At 54.9% G+C, this 19,304-nt stretch carries 20 protein-coding genes; 7 read left to right on the top strand and 13 right to left on the bottom strand.

The features are described from left to right. Positions 1–82 precede the first annotated feature (82 nt). A complete protein-coding gene (locus tag ACTU44_RS15895) occupies positions 83–1,177 on the bottom strand; it encodes an NADH:flavin oxidoreductase/NADH oxidase (RefSeq protein ID WP_114098384.1) in 1,095 nt (364 codons plus the stop codon). Positions 1,178–1,483: 306 nt separating this feature from the next. Between ACTU44_RS15895 and ACTU44_RS15890 the strand changes: the two genes are divergently transcribed. Both ACTU44_RS15890 and ACTU44_RS15885 read left to right on the top strand, forming a co-directional pair. Next, on the top strand, positions 1,484–1,987 hold the full coding sequence (locus tag ACTU44_RS15890) for an Hsp20/alpha crystallin family protein (RefSeq protein ID WP_336082551.1): 504 nt from the start codon (positions 1,484–1,486) through the stop codon (positions 1,985–1,987). Positions 1,988–2,133: 146 nt separating this feature from the next. Beyond that, positions 2,134–2,577: a hypothetical protein gene (locus ACTU44_RS15885; RefSeq protein WP_462095892.1), complete on the top strand. Its 444-nt coding sequence runs from the start codon at positions 2,134–2,136 to the stop codon at positions 2,575–2,577. A gap of 66 nt (positions 2,578–2,643) precedes the next feature. Here the strand turns inward: ACTU44_RS15885 and ACTU44_RS15880 are convergent, their stop codons facing one another. Together ACTU44_RS15880 and ACTU44_RS15875 are read right to left on the bottom strand one after the other, a co-directional pair. Next, on the bottom strand, positions 2,644–3,420 hold the full coding sequence (locus ACTU44_RS15880) for a hypothetical protein (protein WP_114098381.1): 777 nt from the start codon (positions 3,418–3,420) through the stop codon (positions 2,644–2,646). Positions 3,421–3,569: 149 nt separating this feature from the next. After that, on the bottom strand, positions 3,570–4,682 hold the full coding sequence (locus ACTU44_RS15875) for a PLP-dependent cysteine synthase family protein (RefSeq protein WP_462095891.1): 1,113 nt from the start codon (positions 4,680–4,682) through the stop codon (positions 3,570–3,572). 225 nt (positions 4,683–4,907) lie between these two features. Here ACTU44_RS15875 and fliN point away from each other — a divergent pair, with 225 nt between their 5' ends. Beyond that, positions 4,908–5,210, top strand: coding sequence for a flagellar motor switch protein FliN (gene fliN / locus ACTU44_RS15870; RefSeq protein ID WP_114098379.1), 303 nt, complete (start codon positions 4,908–4,910; stop codon positions 5,208–5,210). Positions 5,211–5,272: 62 nt separating this feature from the next. On the opposite strand, the gene ACTU44_RS15865 is transcribed toward fliN, so the two are convergent. The 3 genes from ACTU44_RS15865 to ACTU44_RS15855 all read right to left on the bottom strand — a co-directional run bounded on the left by ACTU44_RS15865 (position 5,273) and on the right by ACTU44_RS15855 (position 7,026). Then, positions 5,273–6,049 carry a tetratricopeptide repeat protein gene (locus tag ACTU44_RS15865; RefSeq protein ID WP_462095890.1) on the bottom strand — a complete coding sequence of 259 codons (777 nt, stop codon included), beginning with the start codon at positions 6,047–6,049 and terminating at the stop codon, positions 5,273–5,275. Between the two features lie 23 nt (positions 6,050–6,072). Continuing rightward, positions 6,073–6,429: a DUF2794 domain-containing protein gene (locus tag ACTU44_RS15860; RefSeq protein ID WP_114098469.1), complete on the bottom strand. Its 357-nt coding sequence runs from the start codon at positions 6,427–6,429 to the stop codon at positions 6,073–6,075. 171 nt (positions 6,430–6,600) lie between these two features. After that, positions 6,601–7,026 (bottom strand): hypothetical protein, encoded by a 426-nt coding sequence (locus ACTU44_RS15855; protein WP_114098378.1) that lies wholly within the window; start codon positions 7,024–7,026, stop codon positions 6,601–6,603. A gap of 533 nt (positions 7,027–7,559) precedes the next feature. Between ACTU44_RS15855 and ACTU44_RS15850 the strand changes: the two genes are divergently transcribed. The 3 genes from ACTU44_RS15850 (at position 7,560) to der (ending at position 11,260) form a co-directional block, all read left to right on the top strand. Next, a complete protein-coding gene (locus ACTU44_RS15850; protein ID WP_114098376.1) occupies positions 7,560–8,210 on the top strand; it encodes a DUF2659 family protein in 651 nt (216 codons plus the stop codon). 113 nt (positions 8,211–8,323) lie between these two features. Then, entirely contained in the window at positions 8,324–9,616 is a 1,293-nt protein-coding gene (locus ACTU44_RS15845; RefSeq protein WP_258548709.1) for an outer membrane protein assembly factor BamB family protein, read from the top strand. A 117-nt stretch (positions 9,617–9,733) separates the two neighbouring features. Continuing rightward, positions 9,734–11,260 carry a ribosome biogenesis GTPase Der gene (gene der, locus ACTU44_RS15840; protein ID WP_114098374.1) on the top strand — a complete coding sequence of 509 codons (1,527 nt, stop codon included), beginning with the start codon at positions 9,734–9,736 and terminating at the stop codon, positions 11,258–11,260. An 83-nt stretch (positions 11,261–11,343) separates the two neighbouring features. Here the strand turns inward: der and ACTU44_RS15835 are convergent, their stop codons facing one another. Both ACTU44_RS15835 and ACTU44_RS15830 read right to left on the bottom strand, forming a co-directional pair. Continuing rightward, positions 11,344–11,832, bottom strand: a complete 489-nt coding sequence (locus ACTU44_RS15835) for a c-type cytochrome (protein WP_462095889.1) — start codon at positions 11,830–11,832, stop codon at positions 11,344–11,346. A gap of 138 nt (positions 11,833–11,970) precedes the next feature. Continuing rightward, positions 11,971–13,008, bottom strand: coding sequence for an aldo/keto reductase (locus ACTU44_RS15830; protein WP_462095888.1), 1,038 nt, complete (start codon positions 13,006–13,008; stop codon positions 11,971–11,973). A 106-nt stretch (positions 13,009–13,114) separates the two neighbouring features. On the opposite strand from ACTU44_RS15830, the gene ACTU44_RS15825 reads away from it, so the two are divergent. Beyond that, entirely contained in the window at positions 13,115–14,020 is a 906-nt protein-coding gene (locus tag ACTU44_RS15825) for a LysR family transcriptional regulator (RefSeq protein WP_462095887.1), read from the top strand. Positions 14,021–14,070: 50 nt separating this feature from the next. On the opposite strand, the gene ACTU44_RS15820 is transcribed toward ACTU44_RS15825, so the two are convergent. From ACTU44_RS15820 to ACTU44_RS15800, 5 genes are all read right to left on the bottom strand, one after another. Then, a complete protein-coding gene (locus tag ACTU44_RS15820) occupies positions 14,071–14,784 on the bottom strand; it encodes an SDR family NAD(P)-dependent oxidoreductase (protein ID WP_462095886.1) in 714 nt (237 codons plus the stop codon). After that, positions 14,781–16,241: an amidophosphoribosyltransferase gene (gene purF, locus ACTU44_RS15815; RefSeq protein ID WP_114098370.1), complete on the bottom strand. Its 1,461-nt coding sequence runs from the start codon at positions 16,239–16,241 to the stop codon at positions 14,781–14,783. Before purF ends, ACTU44_RS15820 begins: the two co-directional genes overlap by 4 nt. A 64-nt stretch (positions 16,242–16,305) precedes the next feature. Further along, complete coding sequence (locus ACTU44_RS15810; protein WP_114098369.1) at positions 16,306–16,992, bottom strand: CvpA family protein; 687 nt, start codon at positions 16,990–16,992, stop codon at positions 16,306–16,308. A gap of 49 nt (positions 16,993–17,041) precedes the next feature. Next, positions 17,042–18,454, bottom strand: a complete 1,413-nt coding sequence (radA, locus tag ACTU44_RS15805) for a DNA repair protein RadA (protein ID WP_114098368.1) — start codon at positions 18,452–18,454, stop codon at positions 17,042–17,044. Positions 18,455–18,520: 66 nt separating this feature from the next. Further along, a complete protein-coding gene (locus ACTU44_RS15800; protein WP_462095885.1) occupies positions 18,521–19,297 on the bottom strand; it encodes an ABC transporter ATP-binding protein in 777 nt (258 codons plus the stop codon). Positions 19,298–19,304: the final 7 nt, after the last annotated feature.

Below are 19,304 nucleotides of genomic sequence, written 5' to 3'. Positions count from 1 at the left end.
TTGCGGGGCCCTTTTTGCGTGCAGGTCAGAGAAATAAAAAAAAGCCAGGCACATTGTTGTGCCAGGCTTTTGGTGGTTCAGATCAGCCAAACAGCTTTTTAAGGCTGCGCGGCTGACAGCGCAGATATTGCGGGGCAGCTTTGACTTCGGCCCCAAGGGTTGCTGCGGCGTGCCAGGGCCAGCGCGGGTCATAAAGGATGCCGCGCGCAAGGGCGATGGCATCGGCCTGACCGGTAAAGGTGATGGCTTCTGCCTGTTCGGCCTCGGTGATCAGGCCAACCGCAATGGTGGTCATGCCGGTTTCTGCCTTGATACGGGCTGCAAACGGAACCTGATAGTTCGGGCCAAGCGGGATTTTCTGATCAATGTGCAGACCGCCGGACGAAACATCAATGAAATCGCAACCGCGTGCATGAAGCAGTTTGGCAAGTTCGACGCTTTGATCAATGTCCCAGCCGTCATCAACCCAGTCGGTGGCCGAAATACGGATACCCAGCGGGTAGTCGGTGCCGACTTCTGCGCGGATGGCGTCATAAATCTCAAGAACGATGCGCACGCGGTTTTCAAACGATCCGCCATATTCATCGTCACGCTTGTTCGAATGAGGGGACAGGAACTGATGGAGCAAATAGCCATGGGCAGCGTGGATTTCGATGGCATCAAAACCGATGCGGATCGAACGTTTTGCGCTTTCGACAAAGGCCTGCACGATTTCGGAAATGCGCGACTTTGAAAGGGCTTCGGGGATCGGGTCGCCCTCGCGGAACGGAACAGCTGACGGTGCGCAAACTTGCCAGCCATTGGCATGATCCGGTGACAGTGCATGTCCACCCAGCCAAGGTTTCTCGCACGATGCCTTGCGTCCGGCATGGGCCAGTTGAATGGCGACCGGCATGTCAGAGTGGCTGCGTACCGCAGAAATGGTTCTGGCAAGGGACGCTTCGGTTTCGTCATCCCACAGACCTACATCGCCATAGGTGATGCGACCTTCGGGTTCGACGGCAGTTGCTTCGATAATCAAAAGTCCTGCGCCCGACTGGGCAAGGTTGCCCAGATGCATCGGATGCCAGTCCGAGGTTTTGCCGTTTTCAGCTGAATACTGGCACATCGGCGCAATGATGACGCGGTTGTCCAGGGCAAGCTTGCCCAGTGATAATGGTGAGAAAAGGGTACTCATGGATCTTCCTTGTTAAGGAGGTCGGCCATAAGCCGACAAACAATGAGAAGAAGCTAATCCGGTCAGGGGATGAGTGCCAGTCTCTGATTTGATTTTTCGAAAAAAGTTCGTCCGGATAATGTGTTATTGGCCATTCAGGTCGGCGGAATGCAAAAAAAACAAAAAAAATGCATGACGCCACTTGCGGAAAAAATCCTGTGCTCTATCTCAAGTTTGCAAAGGGGCATGGTGCCCTGATACGCGTCAAGGTTGCAGCCTGGTCTGGACTGATGGCGCAAGAATACTCGTCTGTAATGGAGGGTACTAATGACTGGTCTTCAGACTCTTAATGGATCCGCACGTCGTCTTGCAACTGCACCGACCTATGGTGATCCTTTCTCGCTTCTTTCCCGTGATTTCGATCGTATGATTGGCTCGATCTTTGGTGATCGTGCAACTGCATCAAAGGCGGTTGCAGATGGTCAGGAAGCAGCTCAAACTCTGTTGAGCCCGCGTATCGATGTTCACGAAGCCGAAGATCATATCGAACTGTCTGCCGAACTTCCCGGCGTTGAGCAGGATGATGTGGATGTGTCGGTTCTCGACGGTGTTCTGACCATCACCGGTGAAAAGAAATCCACCCGTGAAACCAACGAAGGTGCCCGCGTTGTTGAACGCAGCTTTGGCAGCTTCAAGCGGTCATTCCGTCTGAATGATACCATTGATGTCGATAACATCACGGCGTCGTTCAAGAATGGTGTTCTGGTGCTTACTCTCCCCAAAGTAGCAGAACAAAAGCCCGAGCCTCGCAAGATTGCTGTGAACGGCTAGGACTTGTCTGTCTCTCCTCCCTGAGAAGCTTTCCCTGTCTTGCCTGACGGGCGGTATTTACCGCCCGTCTTTTTTTGTCTGGCTGCTCACATGCGATGAGGCTCCCCGTCTTCTGGTGCATCCGGATTATCAGAGGAGAAAGCCCGATGAGCAGTACGCTTGGCGATCTGGCCAATGATTATGCAGCCGCATACAAGGCCGATATCGCGTCCTTTCGAACTGAAACGCAAACCGAACAGCTTTGCGCCATTGCCACGCGCGTCGCACAAAGCTGCTCGGCCGTTGAAACCAGCAGCAAGCCTGTTTCAGTTGCGCAAAGCGAGATTTCCGGTGCGATCATCATCGGCGAGGCAACCGCGAAAAAGCTTGCCAAGGATGATGCCGCCTGGATTGCACGGCAGGCTGCTGTCAGTCAGACCGATCTGCGCAAGAAGGCCGAAGAACAGCAGGCGCGTGACCTGACCCTTCTGTCCAGTCTCAAGGAACTGTCGGAGAAGCTTGAAGGCACCGGCGCAACCGATAGCGGTTATGAGCAATCGGTCGAAGGATTTGAAGACACGCTTGCATCCGGCGCGCTGGTGGCTTCTTAACGCCGACGGCACATTCATTGAGGCCGGTCCCGTGCAGTGTTGTCGGGACCGGCCTTATTCTTGTCATTACGGGGTCGGCAGGGCGTTTTGGGTGTTGATCAGATTATTGGTATTCCACCAGTTCTCGATGCGATCAGCAAAGGCCTTGTTATCTGATGCAGCCCACTGGTTTTTCCTGAGTTCGAGATAGGTGAAGGTGCCACCGGCATCATATCCCTCGCCAGCCCAGTCGCGCCGTACCCGAATGGCCGCGACCACGTCCTTATAAGCGACATTAAGGACCGCAAGCTCGCGCGCATAAAGGTTCTGGCGTGCCATCTGGCGTTCGGTCGCGCCAAACCTGGCAGCATTGCCATAGACCCGTTGCTGGATGGAATAGGTGGGGCACCAGTATCCACGCAAACGCACGCAGTAAACCCATGTCTCGGCAGCAGGATCCGGCTGATCAGGAACCTTTGGCGGGAAGAGGGCACCGATTTCATGCGTACCTGACAGACACACGGCCGTATAATGCGCAAGATCCTGATCCGCCTTGCGATAAACAATGGCCGGGGTTGCGGGGGATGTCCCGCGCCGGGAAAAGCCGTGGCCGAAAATTTCATCGGGGGGGCGCGTATCCCCGCGCCATGCATAAAGGGCCCGGCTGCTTTGGGATGTGTTACGTTTCAGATCGGGTGGCACCCAAAGATAGTCGACATAGGCAAATACAGAACGTTCATTTGACAGCAAAGCCCAGAAATCATCTGCGCAATTTGTCCCGTAAACCTTTTGTGTCTGGCCAGAATTTTCGAGATCCACATTCTCGATATAAAGCTCGATACCGCCGATTTTCTCTGTTGTCATGTCATGCCTCGTTTAAATCACTCCGATGCATTCCGACGGTGAGACAATGAAGCTGTGAGAAACGGGTGAACCGGGTCTGGACAAAAGCAAAAGGCCGGGTCTGTGGTCAACCCGGCCTTAATTTGAATTCAGGAAACGGCTGGAGCCTGTCAGGCTTTGCGATACCCGGTCTTGTGATCCAGCGGCATGTCAAGAAGCCCGGTCGCATCAAACTGTTCAAGTGCTGATGTCCAGGGGGCGAGGTCGATATTCTGTGCCTTGATCCATTCCGGATTGTAATAGGTGTCGCAATAGCGATCCCCGCCATCACACAACAAGGTCACGACCGATCCGGTTTGCTCGGCCTTTTTCATTTCCGTGATCAGCGACAGGGTGGCAATGAGGTTGGTGCCGGTTGACCCGCCGCAGCGACGGCCAAGATGACGTTCAAGATAATGCAGGGCGGCAAAGCTTGCGGCATCGGGAATGCGATACATACGATCGACAACGGTCGGGTTGAAGCTTGGCTCGACACGGGGACGGCCAATGCCCTCGACGCGCGATCCCTTGGTGCCGGTCACCGAACAGTCGCCGGTTTCATAGGCATCATAAAAGACCGAGTTTTCCGGATCCGCCACGCAAAGCTCGCAGCCTTGCCCCAATGTCCGGCCATAACGGACATAGCGACCGATGGTCGATGATGTGCCGCCCGTGCCCGCACCGACGACAACCCAGCGCGGAACCGGATGGGGTTCACGTTTAAGCTGATCAAAGATGCTTTCGGCAATGTTGTTATTGCCGCGCCAGTCGGTTGCGCGCTCGGCATAGGTGAACTGGTCCATGTAATGGCCGTCAAGTTCGCGCGCCAGGCGTTGGGATTCTTCATAGATCTGACCGCTGTGATCTACCAGATGGCTTTCACCGCCATAAAATGCGATCTGGTCGATTTTCTGTTGCGAGGTCGATTTCGGCATGACGGCGATAAAACGCAGGCCAAGCAGGCGTGCGAAATAGGCCTCTGACACGGCGGTTGATCCGCTTGATGCCTCGATAACCGGCGTGTCCTTGGTGATCCAGCCGTTGCATAGGCCATAGAGAAACAGCGAGCGCGCCAGACGGTGCTTGAGACTGCCAGAAGGATGGGTCGACTCATCTTTAAGATACAAGCCAATCCCGTCAAGTTTCGGCAGATCAAGGCGGATCAGGTGGGTGTCTGCCGACCGGTTGAAATCAGCTTCGATCTTGCTGATGGCGTCAGCCACCCATTGGCGGTCATATGTCATTTAACATCCTGGCGTCAGGTTGGATCACATCATGGCGAACATGAAAATCGCGAATGGGCACTTGTGTAGGGGATTATAATACAAAAAACTACAGTGAAATTGTGTCGATACATTTTGGCGATCTGACAATTTTTAAGAGATTGGGCTTGCTAACACTTTTTTCAAAGCTAACCTTTATAATTCAAGGTTCCCGATTCCTTCGACCTGACCGGATGGCGCTAAATCATGGCTGTTGACGATAAAGACCCGTTTTCCAAGCGGCATGGTGCATCAGAAATTGGTGCGGCCTATGACGTGCCGGTGCGCGTTTCGACGGTGATTGGCAAAAGCCAGATTCAGGTCGCGCAATTGATGCGTCTGACCCGTGGTGCGGTTCTTGAACTTGACCGCCGGGTTGGGGAACCCGTTGATATCTATGTCAATAACCGGCTGGTTGCACGTGGCGAGCTGGTGGTGGTGGACGAAAATCTTGGTGTGACGATTACCGAAGTGGTCAAGACCGGCACAATCATCGAGACCCATCATTAGGCGTGATACTGCCAGACAGACAGGCACGGGATAGAAGTTTTAAGGCCGCATGATGCGGCCTTTTAATTTGGAATGAATCCTTCGGTCTGAAGACGTTTGTCGATGCGCGTGATTTCCTCAGGACGCAGGCGGGCTTCAAGTGCAGAGACCGCGGCCATCGGGTCCATCGGGGTTTCAAGGTTCAGGCCCGGTGGCAAGGTGATCGGGCCAAGTGTGGCGCGCCTTAGCCAGTAATACGCTTCTGCCTGGTTTTCTTCCTGTCCCCAGCCGCGTTCAAGCAGGGCGCCATACATGAACTGGGCGGCGTGATTGTCGGCCTTTGCGCCAAGTTCGAAATAGTGGGCCGCTTCAACAAAGTTCTGACGCACACCGCGCCCGTGGAAATATTGCGTGCCAGTCAGAAAGGCAGCATCCCCGTTTCCGGGATCAGCTTGCAGGGCGCGCTTGAAATATTCAGTGGCGCGGAACTGGTCATAATTCACGCCGTGCCCGTTGTAATACAAAAGCCCGATATAATAGATCGCACCGCTGTGATTGGCGCGCGCGGCCTTTTGAAACCATTTGACGGCTTCCGGATAATCGGGGCGTCCCATGTCTCCGCGATAGTTCAAAAGTCCCAGCGCATATTGTGCATAAGGGTCATCATTCAGGGCTGCGATTTCCCACTGCTGTCTGGCTTCGCTGAAGTCCCCGGACTGATAGGCGTAATAGCCGGTCTGATATTCGCGGCTCATTTTGCTGGCTTGGGCGGGGGTAGGTGTAAGGGCCAGCAAGAAGGCTGAGCTGATCAGGGCCGCAATTGTTGCGAGCCTGATGGCAGTCGAAACAGGGAGACGCACTTTTTTGTCCGCTTTTTTTGTAATCAGGAATTGTTTTTAAACAGCGGGACGACTTTACGCGCGCGCTTTTCGATGGCCTCGAGAACGTTGGTGATATCAGAACTTTGCTTGATCCGCTCGCCACTATGAAGTGCCAGATATTGTCCGGCATTCTTGTGTTCGCTGCCCAGCTTGATCACGGTGAAAAGCGGTGTTTCATGCGTGGAACGGAAAATCGAAAACATTGCCATACCGTCAAGATGGTCAATCGCGTAGTCGCGCCAGGCACCACTTGCAACCTGGCGGGAATAGGTATTCATGAGCCGCATCAGTTCGGACCGGTCAAAATGTACAAAGCTTTTGGCTTTGCGATATTTTGCCAAATCGAACAGTGTTCCCATGTCATTCTCCGACAATGTGATCGTCTGGTTGCCCTGACCTGAAAGCAGAACATGACAGCCATATGACACGGTAGCGCGGATTGACTTTCGTCTCAAGTTTCAATGGGCATGAACCGGTTCACAGCGCGTGTGACCGGTTTGAATATCCCAGAAAAATCAGGTGATTGGCTGTTAAAGGCTGCGTGATCTCGTCGGCGGCCAGTCAACGGTTTGTGCCCCGGTATTATAGGGGTCAGGCGTGCGATAGCAATTGACGGCTGCCAGCGTACGATAGCAATAAAGCGGGGTTTCGGGGACCGGATCCTTTTTGCAATAGGATTTGCCGTCAAGCTTGCGAATGGTTGAGCAATCCTGACCGGTCGAAAGCGACACCACATGGTCAATCAGGGTTTTGTCGGTATTGATGATACTGACAACGTCAAAGGCCAGATACCATTCCCCGCCTGTAAAGATGCTGGTTCCGGCAATGTCAGACATTGTGGTGCTGCAGCCAGAAACGCCGGTTCCCAACAATGTTGCAAACAGCCCGGCCAGAATACGTTGTCGAATGACACGCTTGGCATCATGCCGGCTATACACTTTCTGACGACGTTCCATGGTGTCTCCGTCCATCTACCGGGCAATTTTGACCGATAGCATTGTGAAATCTGTTCCCTTGACTGTTAACAAAGCAAGCCCCGTGCCGGATTTGTCGTCATCTGACCCTGTTCTTGTCATATGGGCAGGGTTAGGTTTGTTTTCAGTCGTTTTGGAGCTTTTCGCTGATCATTTTATGGTGCTGATGATGTGTGGAAAATCTTTCAAACCGGTTTAAATCCGCCTGATCGGTCCGCGGGAACAGGCAATTCTTTCCCTGCATCGGTAAATTTGCCCCGATTTTGCCCAAAATGCGGACTTAACTGCTGGATGAAAAAGTACGGAAACAAGCTTTGCACTGGCCAGATACAGGCCAGATAGCTGCTTCATACCGGCCATATAGCCGCAATCGGGCAAAATAATTGGCCGATTGCGGGGTTTGGCTTCGAGCAGACTTGACCCTGTACGTGCTGGCGCGTTAAATCCTTGCCAGAATTAATTCAGATAAGCGGGCAGGTTGCCCGCTTTATTGTGACCGGATTGGAGCCGTTTTCGTGGTTGATATTTTCCAGGAAGTCGAAGAAGACCTGAAGCGCGAACGCACAGAAGAACTGTGGCGCAAATACGGGAAATATGTCATCGGCACTGCTGCTGTGATTGTGTTGGGGGTTGCTGGTCGTGAAGGCTGGAAAACTTATGAACACACCACCAGCATCGAAAATGGCACCCGCCTTGCCAATGCTGTCGAACTGGCAAATGCAGGTGACGACAAACAGGATGCCGCGCTCGAGGCGCTTGATGCGATTATTGCCGACGGAAATGCCGGTTTTGTTGCCCTTGGTCATTTCCAGAAAGCCGCAGTTTACCTGCGTGCCGGTGCCGTTCCGTCCGCAGTAACCGAACTTGAAGCGATTGCTGGCAACTCCGAAATTGATGACGTTTACCGTGATCTTGCCGTGGTTCAAATTGCGATGAACAGCGCAAATGAAACCAATGCCAAGGACCTGATCACGCGTCTTCAACCGATCGCGGTTCCGGAAAACGCCTGGTACTATTCAGCGCGTGAAATGATTGCCTTGCTGCATGTTGCCTCGGGTGAAGTTGATGCAGCCAAACCGCTTCTGACGGAAATTGCCGATGACAATGAAGCACCGTCAGGCATGCGCGCACGCGCAAGTGAACTTCTCAAGGCCGTTGGTGCCTAACAAGGTCCAGACAGGATGGCCGGGAACAAACCCGGCCACCGTGACGACAGCTTGAATCAGGGGAAACGGTTTTGACCACACGCGGTATTAAGTCAGTTCTGTGCGTAATGGGAATGACAGGCCTTTTGGCCGGGTGTTCGGGTTGGCTTGGTGGCGAAGAAGAACCGCCATTGCCGGGTGAACGCATTTCGGTTCTTGCCCTGCAAAGCACGGTTCAACCCGATGTCGAACTGTCTGACCAGCGTGTGATCCTTCCGGAACCCGAACCGATGGTCGACTGGCCGCAGAATGGCGGCTATCCGAGCCATGCCCTGCATCATGTAGGTCTGGATAATGATGTTCTCAAGCAGGACTGGTCGATTGATATCGGCGAGGGGTCAATGGATGACAACCTTTTGCTTAATCAGGCGATCATTGCGCGCGGTGTGATCTTTACCATTGATGCCAGTGCCGAAGTTCGTGCCTTTGCTGCCAATAACGGCAAAAGAATCTGGTCACTCGAACTGGCGCCCGAAGACGAAGAGGACAGCACGCTTCTTGGCGGTGGTCTGGCCTATGAGCGCGGGATCATCTATGCCACCACCGGCTTTGCTGAAATCGTTGCCATTGATGCACCAAGCGCCAAGGTTCTGTGGCGCAGTCAGGTCAGTGCACCGATGCGTTCGGCGCCGACAGTGCGCGGTGGTCGTGTCTTTGCCATTACCATTGATAACCAGACCATCGCGCTCAATGCGATGACCGGTGAAACGCTTTGGAACCATCGTGGTGCAGCCGAAGGCGCATCCTTTATCGGTGGTGCAAGCCCGGCGGTTGATCAGGGTGTGGTGATTTCGGCCTATTCGACAGGCGAGATTTATGCCCTTCGTGTTGAAAACGGTCAGGTGATCTGGTCGGATGCACTGGCCGGTGCAGGACGTACCGATGCGGTGTCGGCAATTGCCGATATTCGCGGCCTTCCGGTCATTGATGATGATCTTGTGATTGCGACAAGTAACTCCGGTCTGACCGTTGCGATTGACCTTCGTACCGGCTATCGGGTCTGGGAACTGGAGGCCGGTGGCATCCAGTCGCCATGGGTGGCCGGCGATTACGTATACCTGCTAACCAACACAAATGATCTGATTGCCTTGCGTCGGAAGACCGGACAGGTTAAATGGGTGACGGTTCTGCCACGTTTTGTCGATCCCGAAGACCAGGAAGAGCCGATTGTCTGGACAGGTCCGGTACTGGTCGGTGACAGGTTGATCGTAGGTAACGAGCAGGGCGAAGTGATGACTGTTTCCCCTTATAGCGGTGACATTCTCGGCAAGGATGAGGTATCCGGGCCGATCACATTGCCGCCATCGGTTGCGGGTGACAGCCTTTACTTCCTGACTGCGGATGCCGATCTAATCGCATATCGCTGATCAGTCAGTTCGAACATAGAGTTTTTCGCAAGGTTTCCTTGCAGGATTTGCGATGCGCCGAGGGCAGTGAAAGCCGTCGGCGCATAACGCCTTTTATAACGAGAGTCTGAAAGTCAGATGTCGCTTAAAGTTGCCATTATCGGTCGCCCCAATGTCGGGAAGTCGACCCTGTTTAACCGTCTGGTCGGCAAAAAGCTGGCTTTGGTGGACGACCAGCCTGGCGTGACCCGTGATCGCCGCTATGGAAAGGCGCGTCTGGGCGATATGTCGTTCGACATTATCGATACCGCCGGTCTGGAAGAAGCATTCGATGATTCGGTCGAAGGCATGATGCGCCAGCAAAGCGAGAAGGCGTTCGAGGAATGCGATGTTGCGCTGTTCCTGATCGACGCCCGTGCAGGCCTGACCCCGCTTGATAACCATTTTGCCGACTGGCTGCGCAAGCGCCACAAACCGGTCTATGTCATTGCCAACAAACACGAAGGCAAGGATCAGGATCCGGGGCTTTACGAGGCCTATGGCCTTGGTCTTGGCGATGTCGCACCAATTTCAGCCGAACATGGTCTTGGCATCGAGCTTCTGTATGATTTGCTCGAACCCCATTGGAAAGAATGGAAAGACCGCGAACGTGTCGCCAAACAGCATGCCCGCGAAGCGGCGGCCGAGGCGGCTGGTCTGGAAGATGACGATAGCGACGATCTGATTGACGAAGACGGCTTTGCCGATGACGAGGGCGAGGTCTTCCCGTCCTTTGAAATCGAATTTGACGAAGATGACGAAGACGAAGATGGTGAACTGATCGTCGAAGGATCGCGCGATAATTCGAAAATTCAGCTGGCAATCGTTGGTCGCCCGAACGCAGGAAAATCCACACTTCTCAACCAGCTTCTGGGTGAAAATCGTGTGATGACCGGCCCGCAGGCGGGCCTGACCCGTGATTCGATTGCGGTTGACTGGTCCTATGAAGGTCGTCCGATCCGTCTGGTCGATACAGCGGGTATGCGCCGCAAGAAAAAGATCGATGACCGTGTCGAACGGCTTTCGGTTGCCGATACCCTGCGCGTCATCCGGTATGCACAGGTCGTTGTTCTGATGCTTGATGCGACCAATACCCTGGACAAGCAGGACCTGACGATTGCCCGTATGGTACTTGAAGAAGGCCGTGCCCTGATCATTGCGGTCAACAAGTGGGATGCTGTCCGCGACAAGGCAGAAGTGATGCAGGCCCTGCGTGACAAGCTGGATACGTCTTTTGCACAGGCCAAGGGTATTCCGGTTCTGGCATTCTCGGCATTGACCGGGCGCGGCACCGACAGCCTGATGCCAACCGTGCTTGATCTTCACGATATCTGGAGCCGCCGTATCCCGACTTCACAGCTTAACCGCTGGCTGGAAGCAACCACCGAACGGCATCTGCCGCCGGTCATTTCGGGGCGTCGTATTCGCCTGCGCTATATGACCCAGGCGAAATCGCGTCCGCCAAGCTTCTTTATCAACTGCTCCAAGGCGGCTGAACTGCCCGAAAGCTATACGCGTTACCTGATCAATGGCTTGCGCGAAGATTTCGACATGCCGGGCGTTCCGATCCGTATCTATCTGCGCAGCAGTGATAACCCTTATGCCAAGAAGAAAAAGAAACGCTAGTTTCCGGACTTCTTGTTCAACACATGAAAAAGCCGCCCTTGGTCAACAGGGGCGGCTTTTTGTCTGTCTGTATCGCGGACCGATCAGTTTTTGGGGATCGACGGGCCGTTATCGATGATTTCGCGGATATGTTCGGGCAGGTCTTCTTCGGTGAAGCTTTCCTGAATGTCACCATCCTGCACAAAGGCAAAGATATCGGCGATGTCCTGTCCGGAAAAATCAATCTGATAGCCAAGGTCGGCCTGTTGCAGATGAAGCATCGATTCTGCACCGCGCCACATGCGTGCAAAGAACTCGAACGGTTCACGCGCGATATTCATGTTGGATGCATCAAGTCCGGGGCCGATATCGCCCCCGACATTGTTGACTGCATGACAAACCACGCAGCCACGCTCCGCAAACAGGTCCTTGCCGCGTTCTGCATCCATTTCGGTTATGGCGGCGCTCGTCGAGCCGTTGTCGGCTGCTTGCGCCTCTGTGGCATTTGGCAGGGTCAGGGGTGTTGCAATGATCAATGCCAGGCCAAAAGTCCCCAAAGGAGAAAGAATGCAGTTACGAAGCGCCTGTTTCATGGCTATTCCCAGATTGTTTGTTGCGGGTTGCGGCCATGCTAACGACCCGGGGCGGGTAAATGCAATCAATTGATGGTGCAGGCAAATTTTAAATGGTCTCCCGGGTCATGAGTGGGGATCATCACCCGGGAAAACGGCCTAGTGTCGGGCAGGCGGATTAAGCAGCGCAAAGCCATCCTGCGTGTAATAGGGATAATGCGGATAGGGCGGTGTGCGATCACTGACCCGATTAAGACGGGCGATCTGACCCTTGTCGAGCGACCAGCCGATTGCGCCAAGATTATCAATCAGCTGTTGCTGATTGCGTGCCCCGATAATCACCGAGGAAACGGTGGGGCGTTGCAACAGCCAGTTAATGGCAACCTGCGGAACGGTTTTGCCGGTCTCGACCGCGATCTCGTCAAGAACATCGATGATGTCATAAAGTTTTGCGTCATCGACGGGCGGGCCGAACTGACTGGTTTCATGCAAACGGCTTTGGGTCGGGGCGGGTTTGTGACGGCTGATCTTGCCGGTCAGCCGTCCCCAGCCAAGCGGGCTCCAGACCAGTGCGCCAAGTCCCTGATCCTCACCAAGGGGCATCAGGTCCCATTCGTAATCCCGACCAACCAGTGAATAATAAACCTGATTGGCAACATAGCGTGACAGACCGTGGCGCTCAGCAATAGAAAGCGATTTCATGATCTGCCATCCGGCAAAGTTTGAAACCCCGATATAACGGATTTTCCCGGCCCGGATCAGATCATCAAGGGTAACAAGAACTTCCTCGATGGGGGTATGGGCGTCAAAGGCGTGAAGTTGCAGCAGATCGATATAATCGGTGCCAAGGCGCGATAGTGCCTGTTCGGTGCCGGCAATCAGGCGGCTGCGCGCGGTGCCATAGTCATTGGGCCCCTGACCCATCGGGAGGCCGAGTTTGGTTGAAATCATGACCTGATCGCGCCGTCCCTTGATCGCCTGACCCAGAACGGTCTCGGATGCGCCATCGGAATAAACATCGGCACTGTCAAAAAGACTGGCCCCATGTTCGAGGCAGATATCAATCAGGGATGCGGCTTCGCGGGCATCCGTTGTGCCCCAGTTTGAAAACAGCGGACCTTGTCCGCCAAAGGTGCCCGTGCCGAGCGAAAGGGCGGGAACCCGAAGGCCGGACCGGCCCAGTTGCCTGTGTTCCATATTCAGTCTCCTGAGAGGTGATCGTTTGAACTGGTGCGAATATGGACAGGGGATCAATTTTCAACTAGTACGACCTAAGGAACATTATTTGTGAGTTGAATTCCAAATGGCGCGTCTTGACACAAACCGGTCCGGGGAAATGGAAGTCTATGTCCGCGTGGTCGAACGGGGCGGATTTTCTGCCGCGGCGCGTGACTTCAAGATGACACCATCTGCCGTCAGCAAACTTGTCGGGCGGCTCGAAAGCCGCCTTGGCGTGCGGCTGCTCAACCGGTCGACGCGGAAATTGCAACTGACGCCGGAAGGTCAGCGGTTCTACGACCGTGCGGTCAATGTTCTGGCGGAACTGAGTGATGCAGAGGACGAAGCAGCAAGGGCCGTTCAGCCGCGTGGCAAGCTTCGCGTCAGTGTGAATATGCCGGTCGGCTTGTATCGCATCTTGCCGCTTGTTCCGGTTTTTCAGGCGCGCTTCCCCGATATCGATCTTGATATCACCGTTAGTGACAAGGTTGTTGATTTGTACGAGGAACGGGCAGATGTCGCCATTCGCAGTGGCCCCTTGCCGTCATCCGGCCTGATTGCGCGCAAGCTGGGACAATGCCGCATGGTGATTGTCGCCTCGCCGGATTATCTGGATAGGGCTGGTACGCCCCGTAATGTCGAGGATTTAAGTGAGCATCAATTGATCGGCTATAACTTTCCGCGTGCGATCAGTGAATGGTCATTTGATGATCACGGGACGATCAAGACAGTCATGCCCGGTGGCAAGGTCTGTGTCGGGGATGCGGAAAGCGCGCGTCAGCTGGCCGTTGCGGGCGGTGGCGTTGCCCGTCTGGCGGCTTTTCATGTCAGAGACGATGTGGATGCAGGAAGGCTATGTGTGCTGCTTGAGGCGTTTAACCCCGGCGGCGGCGTTGATATTCATGCTGTCTATGTCGGGCAGGGCGGGCTTATGCCTGCGCGCGTGCGGGCATTCCTAGATTTCTGTATTGAAAATGTCGATCTGAATTGAAAAAGGCCGGGCAAAATACCCGGCCTTTGAAAATTGCGCTGGTTCGAAGCTTAGTAAGCGTCAACCACTTCGCCATGTTTGGTGCAGCTGGTTTCTGCCAGATCGACAAACACGTCGGTGATGCTGTCAGGTGTCGGAAGCGACTGCGGATCTTCACCCGGATAGGCTTCTGCACGCATTTTGGTGCGGATACGCCCCGGATTGACCAGATTGACACGGACCTTGCTATCATCAAGCTCCTGCGCATAGGAAAGCACAAGGGCCTCAAGGGCCGCCTTGGTGGCAGCATAAAGCCCCCAGAAAGCACGGCCCTTTGCCGATGCGTTCGAGGTCACGAAAATCGCGCGGCCGGCATCGGAAAGTTGCAGCAGCTTGTCGACAGTACGGATAAGACGGAAGTTCGACGTCACATTGGTTGCAACGGTATTGTCGAAAATCTGCGTGTCGATATGGCCAACCGGTGCCAGTTCCCCCAGAAGGGCGGCATTGCCAACAACGACATCAAGCTTGCCGAACCGTTCAAAAATGGTCGGGCCAATGGCATCAACCTTTTCAAACATGGTCAGATCAATCGGAAGCAGCGAAATCTTGCCACCTGCGTCGGTAACTTCGTCGCTCAGTTCTTCAAGCGCGCCGACATTGCGACCAATCGCGATGACATGTGCGCCTTCGGCGGCAAAGCGTTTGGCAACAGCATAACCGATCCCGTGCGAGGCACCGGTAATCAGTGCCACGCGCCCTTCAAGACGTTTGGTTTCGGTCATGCAGATTGCCTTTCAACCAGCTGGCTCAGCTTGCGGTCCTTGTTTTCGGCATTGTGATCCGTCAGACGGATCGGATAGTCGCCGGTAAAGCAGGCATCACAGAATGCCGGGCTGTCATTGTCGCGGCCCGGAAGACCGGTCGCACGATACAGCCCGTCAATGGTGACAAAGGCAAGGCTGTCCACACCAATGATCTTTGCCATGCTTTCGATGTCGTGATTGGCCGCCATCAGTTTGTCTTTGGACGGGGTATCAACGCCATAGAAGCACGGGTTCATGGTCGGCGGGCTGGTGATGCGCATATGGACTTCGGCGGCACCGGCCTGACGGACCAGATCAACAATCTTGGTCGAGGTGGTGCCACGCACGATCGAGTCATCAACCAGAATAACGCGCTTGCCCTTAAGCTTACCGGGGTTGGCGTTATGTTTCAGCTTCACGCCAAGATGGCGGATCTGATCGGTCGGTTCGATGAAGGTACGGCCGACATAATGGTTGCGGATGATGCCCAGTTCGAACGGGATACCGCTTTCGTCGGCGTAGCCAAGTGCGGACGGAACACCTGAGTCGGGGATCGGCACGACAACGTCGGCTTCAACAGCAGACTCACGGGCCAGTTCACGACCGATATTCTTGCGCACGTCATAAACGCTTGTGCCTTCGACGATACTGTCGGGGCGGGCGAAATAGACATGCTCGAAAATGCAGAAGCGTGATTTGACCGGTTTGAACGGCTTGATCGAACGAAGACCTTCATCGGTGATTTCGACGATCTCGCCCGGTTCGATGTCGCGGATGAATTCCGCGCCAACAATATCCAGACCGACCGTTTCCGACGACAGGATATAGGCATCATTGAGCTTGCCGAGAACCAGCGGGCGGACACCAAGCGGATCACGTACACCGATCAGTTTCTTCTGGGTCATTACGACCAGAGAATAGGCACCTTCGACCTGACGAACCGCATCAATCAGGCGATCAATGATTTTCTCGTACAGGCTGGTTGCGATCAGGTGAATAAAGGTTTCGGTATCCGAGGTCGACTGGAAGATCGACCCGCGTTTGACCAGACGGTCACGTACCGCAAGCGAGTTGGTCAGGTTACCGTTATGGGCAATCGCCAAACCGCCAAATTCAAAATCGGCAAAAAGCGGCTGAACGTTACGAAGGCCTTTGCCGCCTGCGGTGGAGTACCGCACATGGCCGACGGCACGCTGGCCGGGCAGGCTTTTGATTACGTCTTCCGAACCAAAGATATCACCAACTTGGCCAGAAGCCCGGTGGGCAGGAAAATCTTCGCCGTCATAGGAAACGATACCAGCAGCTTCCTGTCCGCGGTGTTGCAAGGCATGAAGGCCAAGAGCCGTCAGAGCCGCCGCATCGGGGGAGCCAAAAACGCCAAAGACGCCACATTCTTCACGTAGCTTGTCGTCATCAAATGGATTGGTGGTCAGCATGAGTGGGTTCCGCTCTCTCGCCGGTGGCGCACGGACAACGTATTCTCTACGAAACCCACACGCCTCACTCGTTAGTGGTCGCCTCAATCAGGCGATCCAAATCATCGCGCGAGGGCCTTGTATACCCGTTTAGGGGCTTGGGTCCAGTCCCTTTTGGCTCCGGACCAAGAAGTTGACGATAGGTTTGCTCATTTGCATCGGCCTTGCGCTGAGCGCGCTCAAGCTCTTGGGCCGTGGTATCGAAAATTTCGTCAGGAGCCATGCGCATAATGAGGAACGCACCTTCCTCAAGAACCGGGCGTGTGCGGGCGTCGCGAACCCAGTCAGGTTGCGAATCTGCGGGCAGAAGCCAGGACAATGCCAAAAAGCCGATACAGACGATCAGGGCGCCGCGCAAAAGACCAAAAACAAAGCCCAGCGTGCTGTCGAGACTATCAAGACCGGAATTCTGAACAGCCCGACCGATCCGGCCGCTGATGAACGAGAAAATCAGAAACGTGATCAGAAACAGGCCAACACCGGTTGCAAGATCGGCAATCAGTTCGGACGGGATCAGATCGCGCACATAGGGTCTGGCAACCGGATAGCCATAAAGCGCGCACAGACCAGCCCCCAGCCAGCCCATCATCGACAAGGTTTCATGGATAAAGCCACGGAAAAAGGCAAACACACCCGAGATCAGCAAGATGCCGACAACAATCAGGTCAAACACATCGCGTGCGCCAAGATCGGGTAGGGCGGAGAAATCCATCTGTTCTTAAACCTTGTCAGTCAATCAGTCTGGGGACGCACGGGCGGGCTCAATACATGCCTTCGCGCGGGCGTACCTTGTCGCGGACATCGTCGCCGAATAGATTTACCAAATCCTGAAGATGGCCGATTTCGGTCTGATTGAGGCCCTTGATCGACAGCTTCTTCTTGCCCTGTGTCCCGTTTTTGGGGGTATAGGCATTGCCAAAGCCAAGTTTGGTGGCTTCTTTGAGCCGCGATTCGAGTTGTCCGACCGGACGAACTTCGCCCGAAAGACCGATTTCACCAACAATCACGGTCTCGGCAGGAACCGGGGCATCTGCCACGGCCGAAATAAGGGCGGCGGCAACCGCCATATCGGCGGCCGGTTCGCCAACCCGCAGGCCACCAGCGACATTAAGATAAACGTCAAACTGGCTGAGCGGCAATCCGCAACGGGCATCAAGGACAGCAAGGATCATGTTCATGCGCGCAGAATCCCAGCCAACAACCGCACGACGTGGTGTCGCAAGGGCCGATTGCGCGACAAGCGCCTGGATCTCGACCAGCATCGGGCGGGTGCCTTCCAGCCCGGCAAAGACCGCCGTGCCACTGACCGGTGCTTCGCGATCAGCAAGAAACAGGGCAGACGGGTTCGGAACTTCAACCAGACCGGCATCGCCCATTTCAAACACGCCAATTTCATCGGTGGCGCCAAAACGGTTTTTCACCGCGCGCAGAATGCGGAACTGATGGCCACGTTCGCCTTCGAAATACAGAACCGTATCGACCATATGTTCCAGAACGCGCGGTCCTGCGATCTGGCCTTCCTTGGTGACGTGACCGACCAGAAGCACGGCAAAGCCCTTGCGCTTGGCAAGGCGGATCAGTTCCAGTGCACAGGCGCGGACCTGTGACACTGTGCCCGGCGCGCTATCAAGGGTGTCGGCATACATGGTCTGGATGGAGTCAATGACCACGACTTCGTGGCTGCTGGATTCAAGGGTGGTTATGATATCACGCAGGCTGGTCGCAGCAGCAAAATCGACTTTGGACTTCTCAAGCCCCAGACGGGCCGCACGCATGCGAACCTGGTCAACTGCTTCCTCGCCCGAGATATAGGCGCATTTGTGCCGGGCGGCCATCGCGCCAACAGCTTGAAGCAGGATTGTCGATTTCCCGATCCCCGGATCACCACCGACCAGCAATGCCGATCCCGGTACAAGTCCGCCACCACAGGCGCGATCAAGTTCGGTGATGCCGCTTATGATGCGTTTGGGACTGGCACTTTCGCCCTCAAGGGCGACGAATTCGATGGTTTTACCCTTGGCACCACCGGCAATGCCACCTGCGGCCTTCGGGCCGGTTTCAACGCGTTCTTCCTCGATGCTGTTCCATTCGCCACATCCATCGCAACGGCCGGTCCATTTGCGGTATTCGGCACCACAGTTCTGACAGATGAAACGGCTTTGGGTTTTGGCCACAGAATGCTCCGATGGTCGTTAAGGTGGTCAGTAAATACTTTGCAGGTGTGCGGGGCTTCAGGCGGACTAGAGGTGCTTGAGATCAAGCTCCAGCGGGCCTTCGATATCACCGGCAACGAACTGCTTCAAATAGGGGTTGTCGGACTGATCAATTTCGCTGACCGGACCATCCCAGATGATCTTGCCCTGATAGAGCATGGCGACGCGATCAGCGATCTTGCGCGCACTTGCCATATCATGGGTGATGGTCATCGCACTGGCACCAAGTTCGCGGGTGCATTTGACAATCAGGTCATTGATGATGTCGCCCATGATCGGGTCAATGCCGGTGGTCGGTTCGTCAAAGAACAGGATTTCCGGCTCGGTCGCAATGGCACGGGCCAGACCGACACGTTTTTGCATGCCACCGGACAAAGACGCCGGTGACATATTGGCAATTTCCGGACCCAACCCGACATCGGCAAGGCGTGCAATGGCAACGTCACGTGCCTCACGCGGTTTCATGCCGCGCCCTTCGATCAGGCCAAAGGCGACATTTTGCCAGACCGAAAGGGAATCAAACAGGGCAGCGCCCTGAAACAGCACGCCGGTTTTCGCAAGCATTGCGTCGCGTTCTGCCTGGCTGGCATCGGTCATCTCGACACCGTCAACGGTGATCGATCCCTGATCCGGGTTCAGAAGGCCCAGCACGCATTTCAGCGTTACCGATTTGCCGGTGCCCGATCCGCCGATGATGGCAACGGATTCACCCGGCGCAACGTCAAGATCTACACCCTGAAGCACCTGTTTGGGGCCAAAGGCCTTGTGAACATTGCGAAGCGATATTTTGGCAGGGCTGGTCATAATGCGT

Source organism: Thalassospira sp. SM2505 (assembly GCF_054901115.1).
Note: the sequence above shows the minus strand (reverse complement) of the source record. Positions and strands in the feature narration are given on the sequence as shown.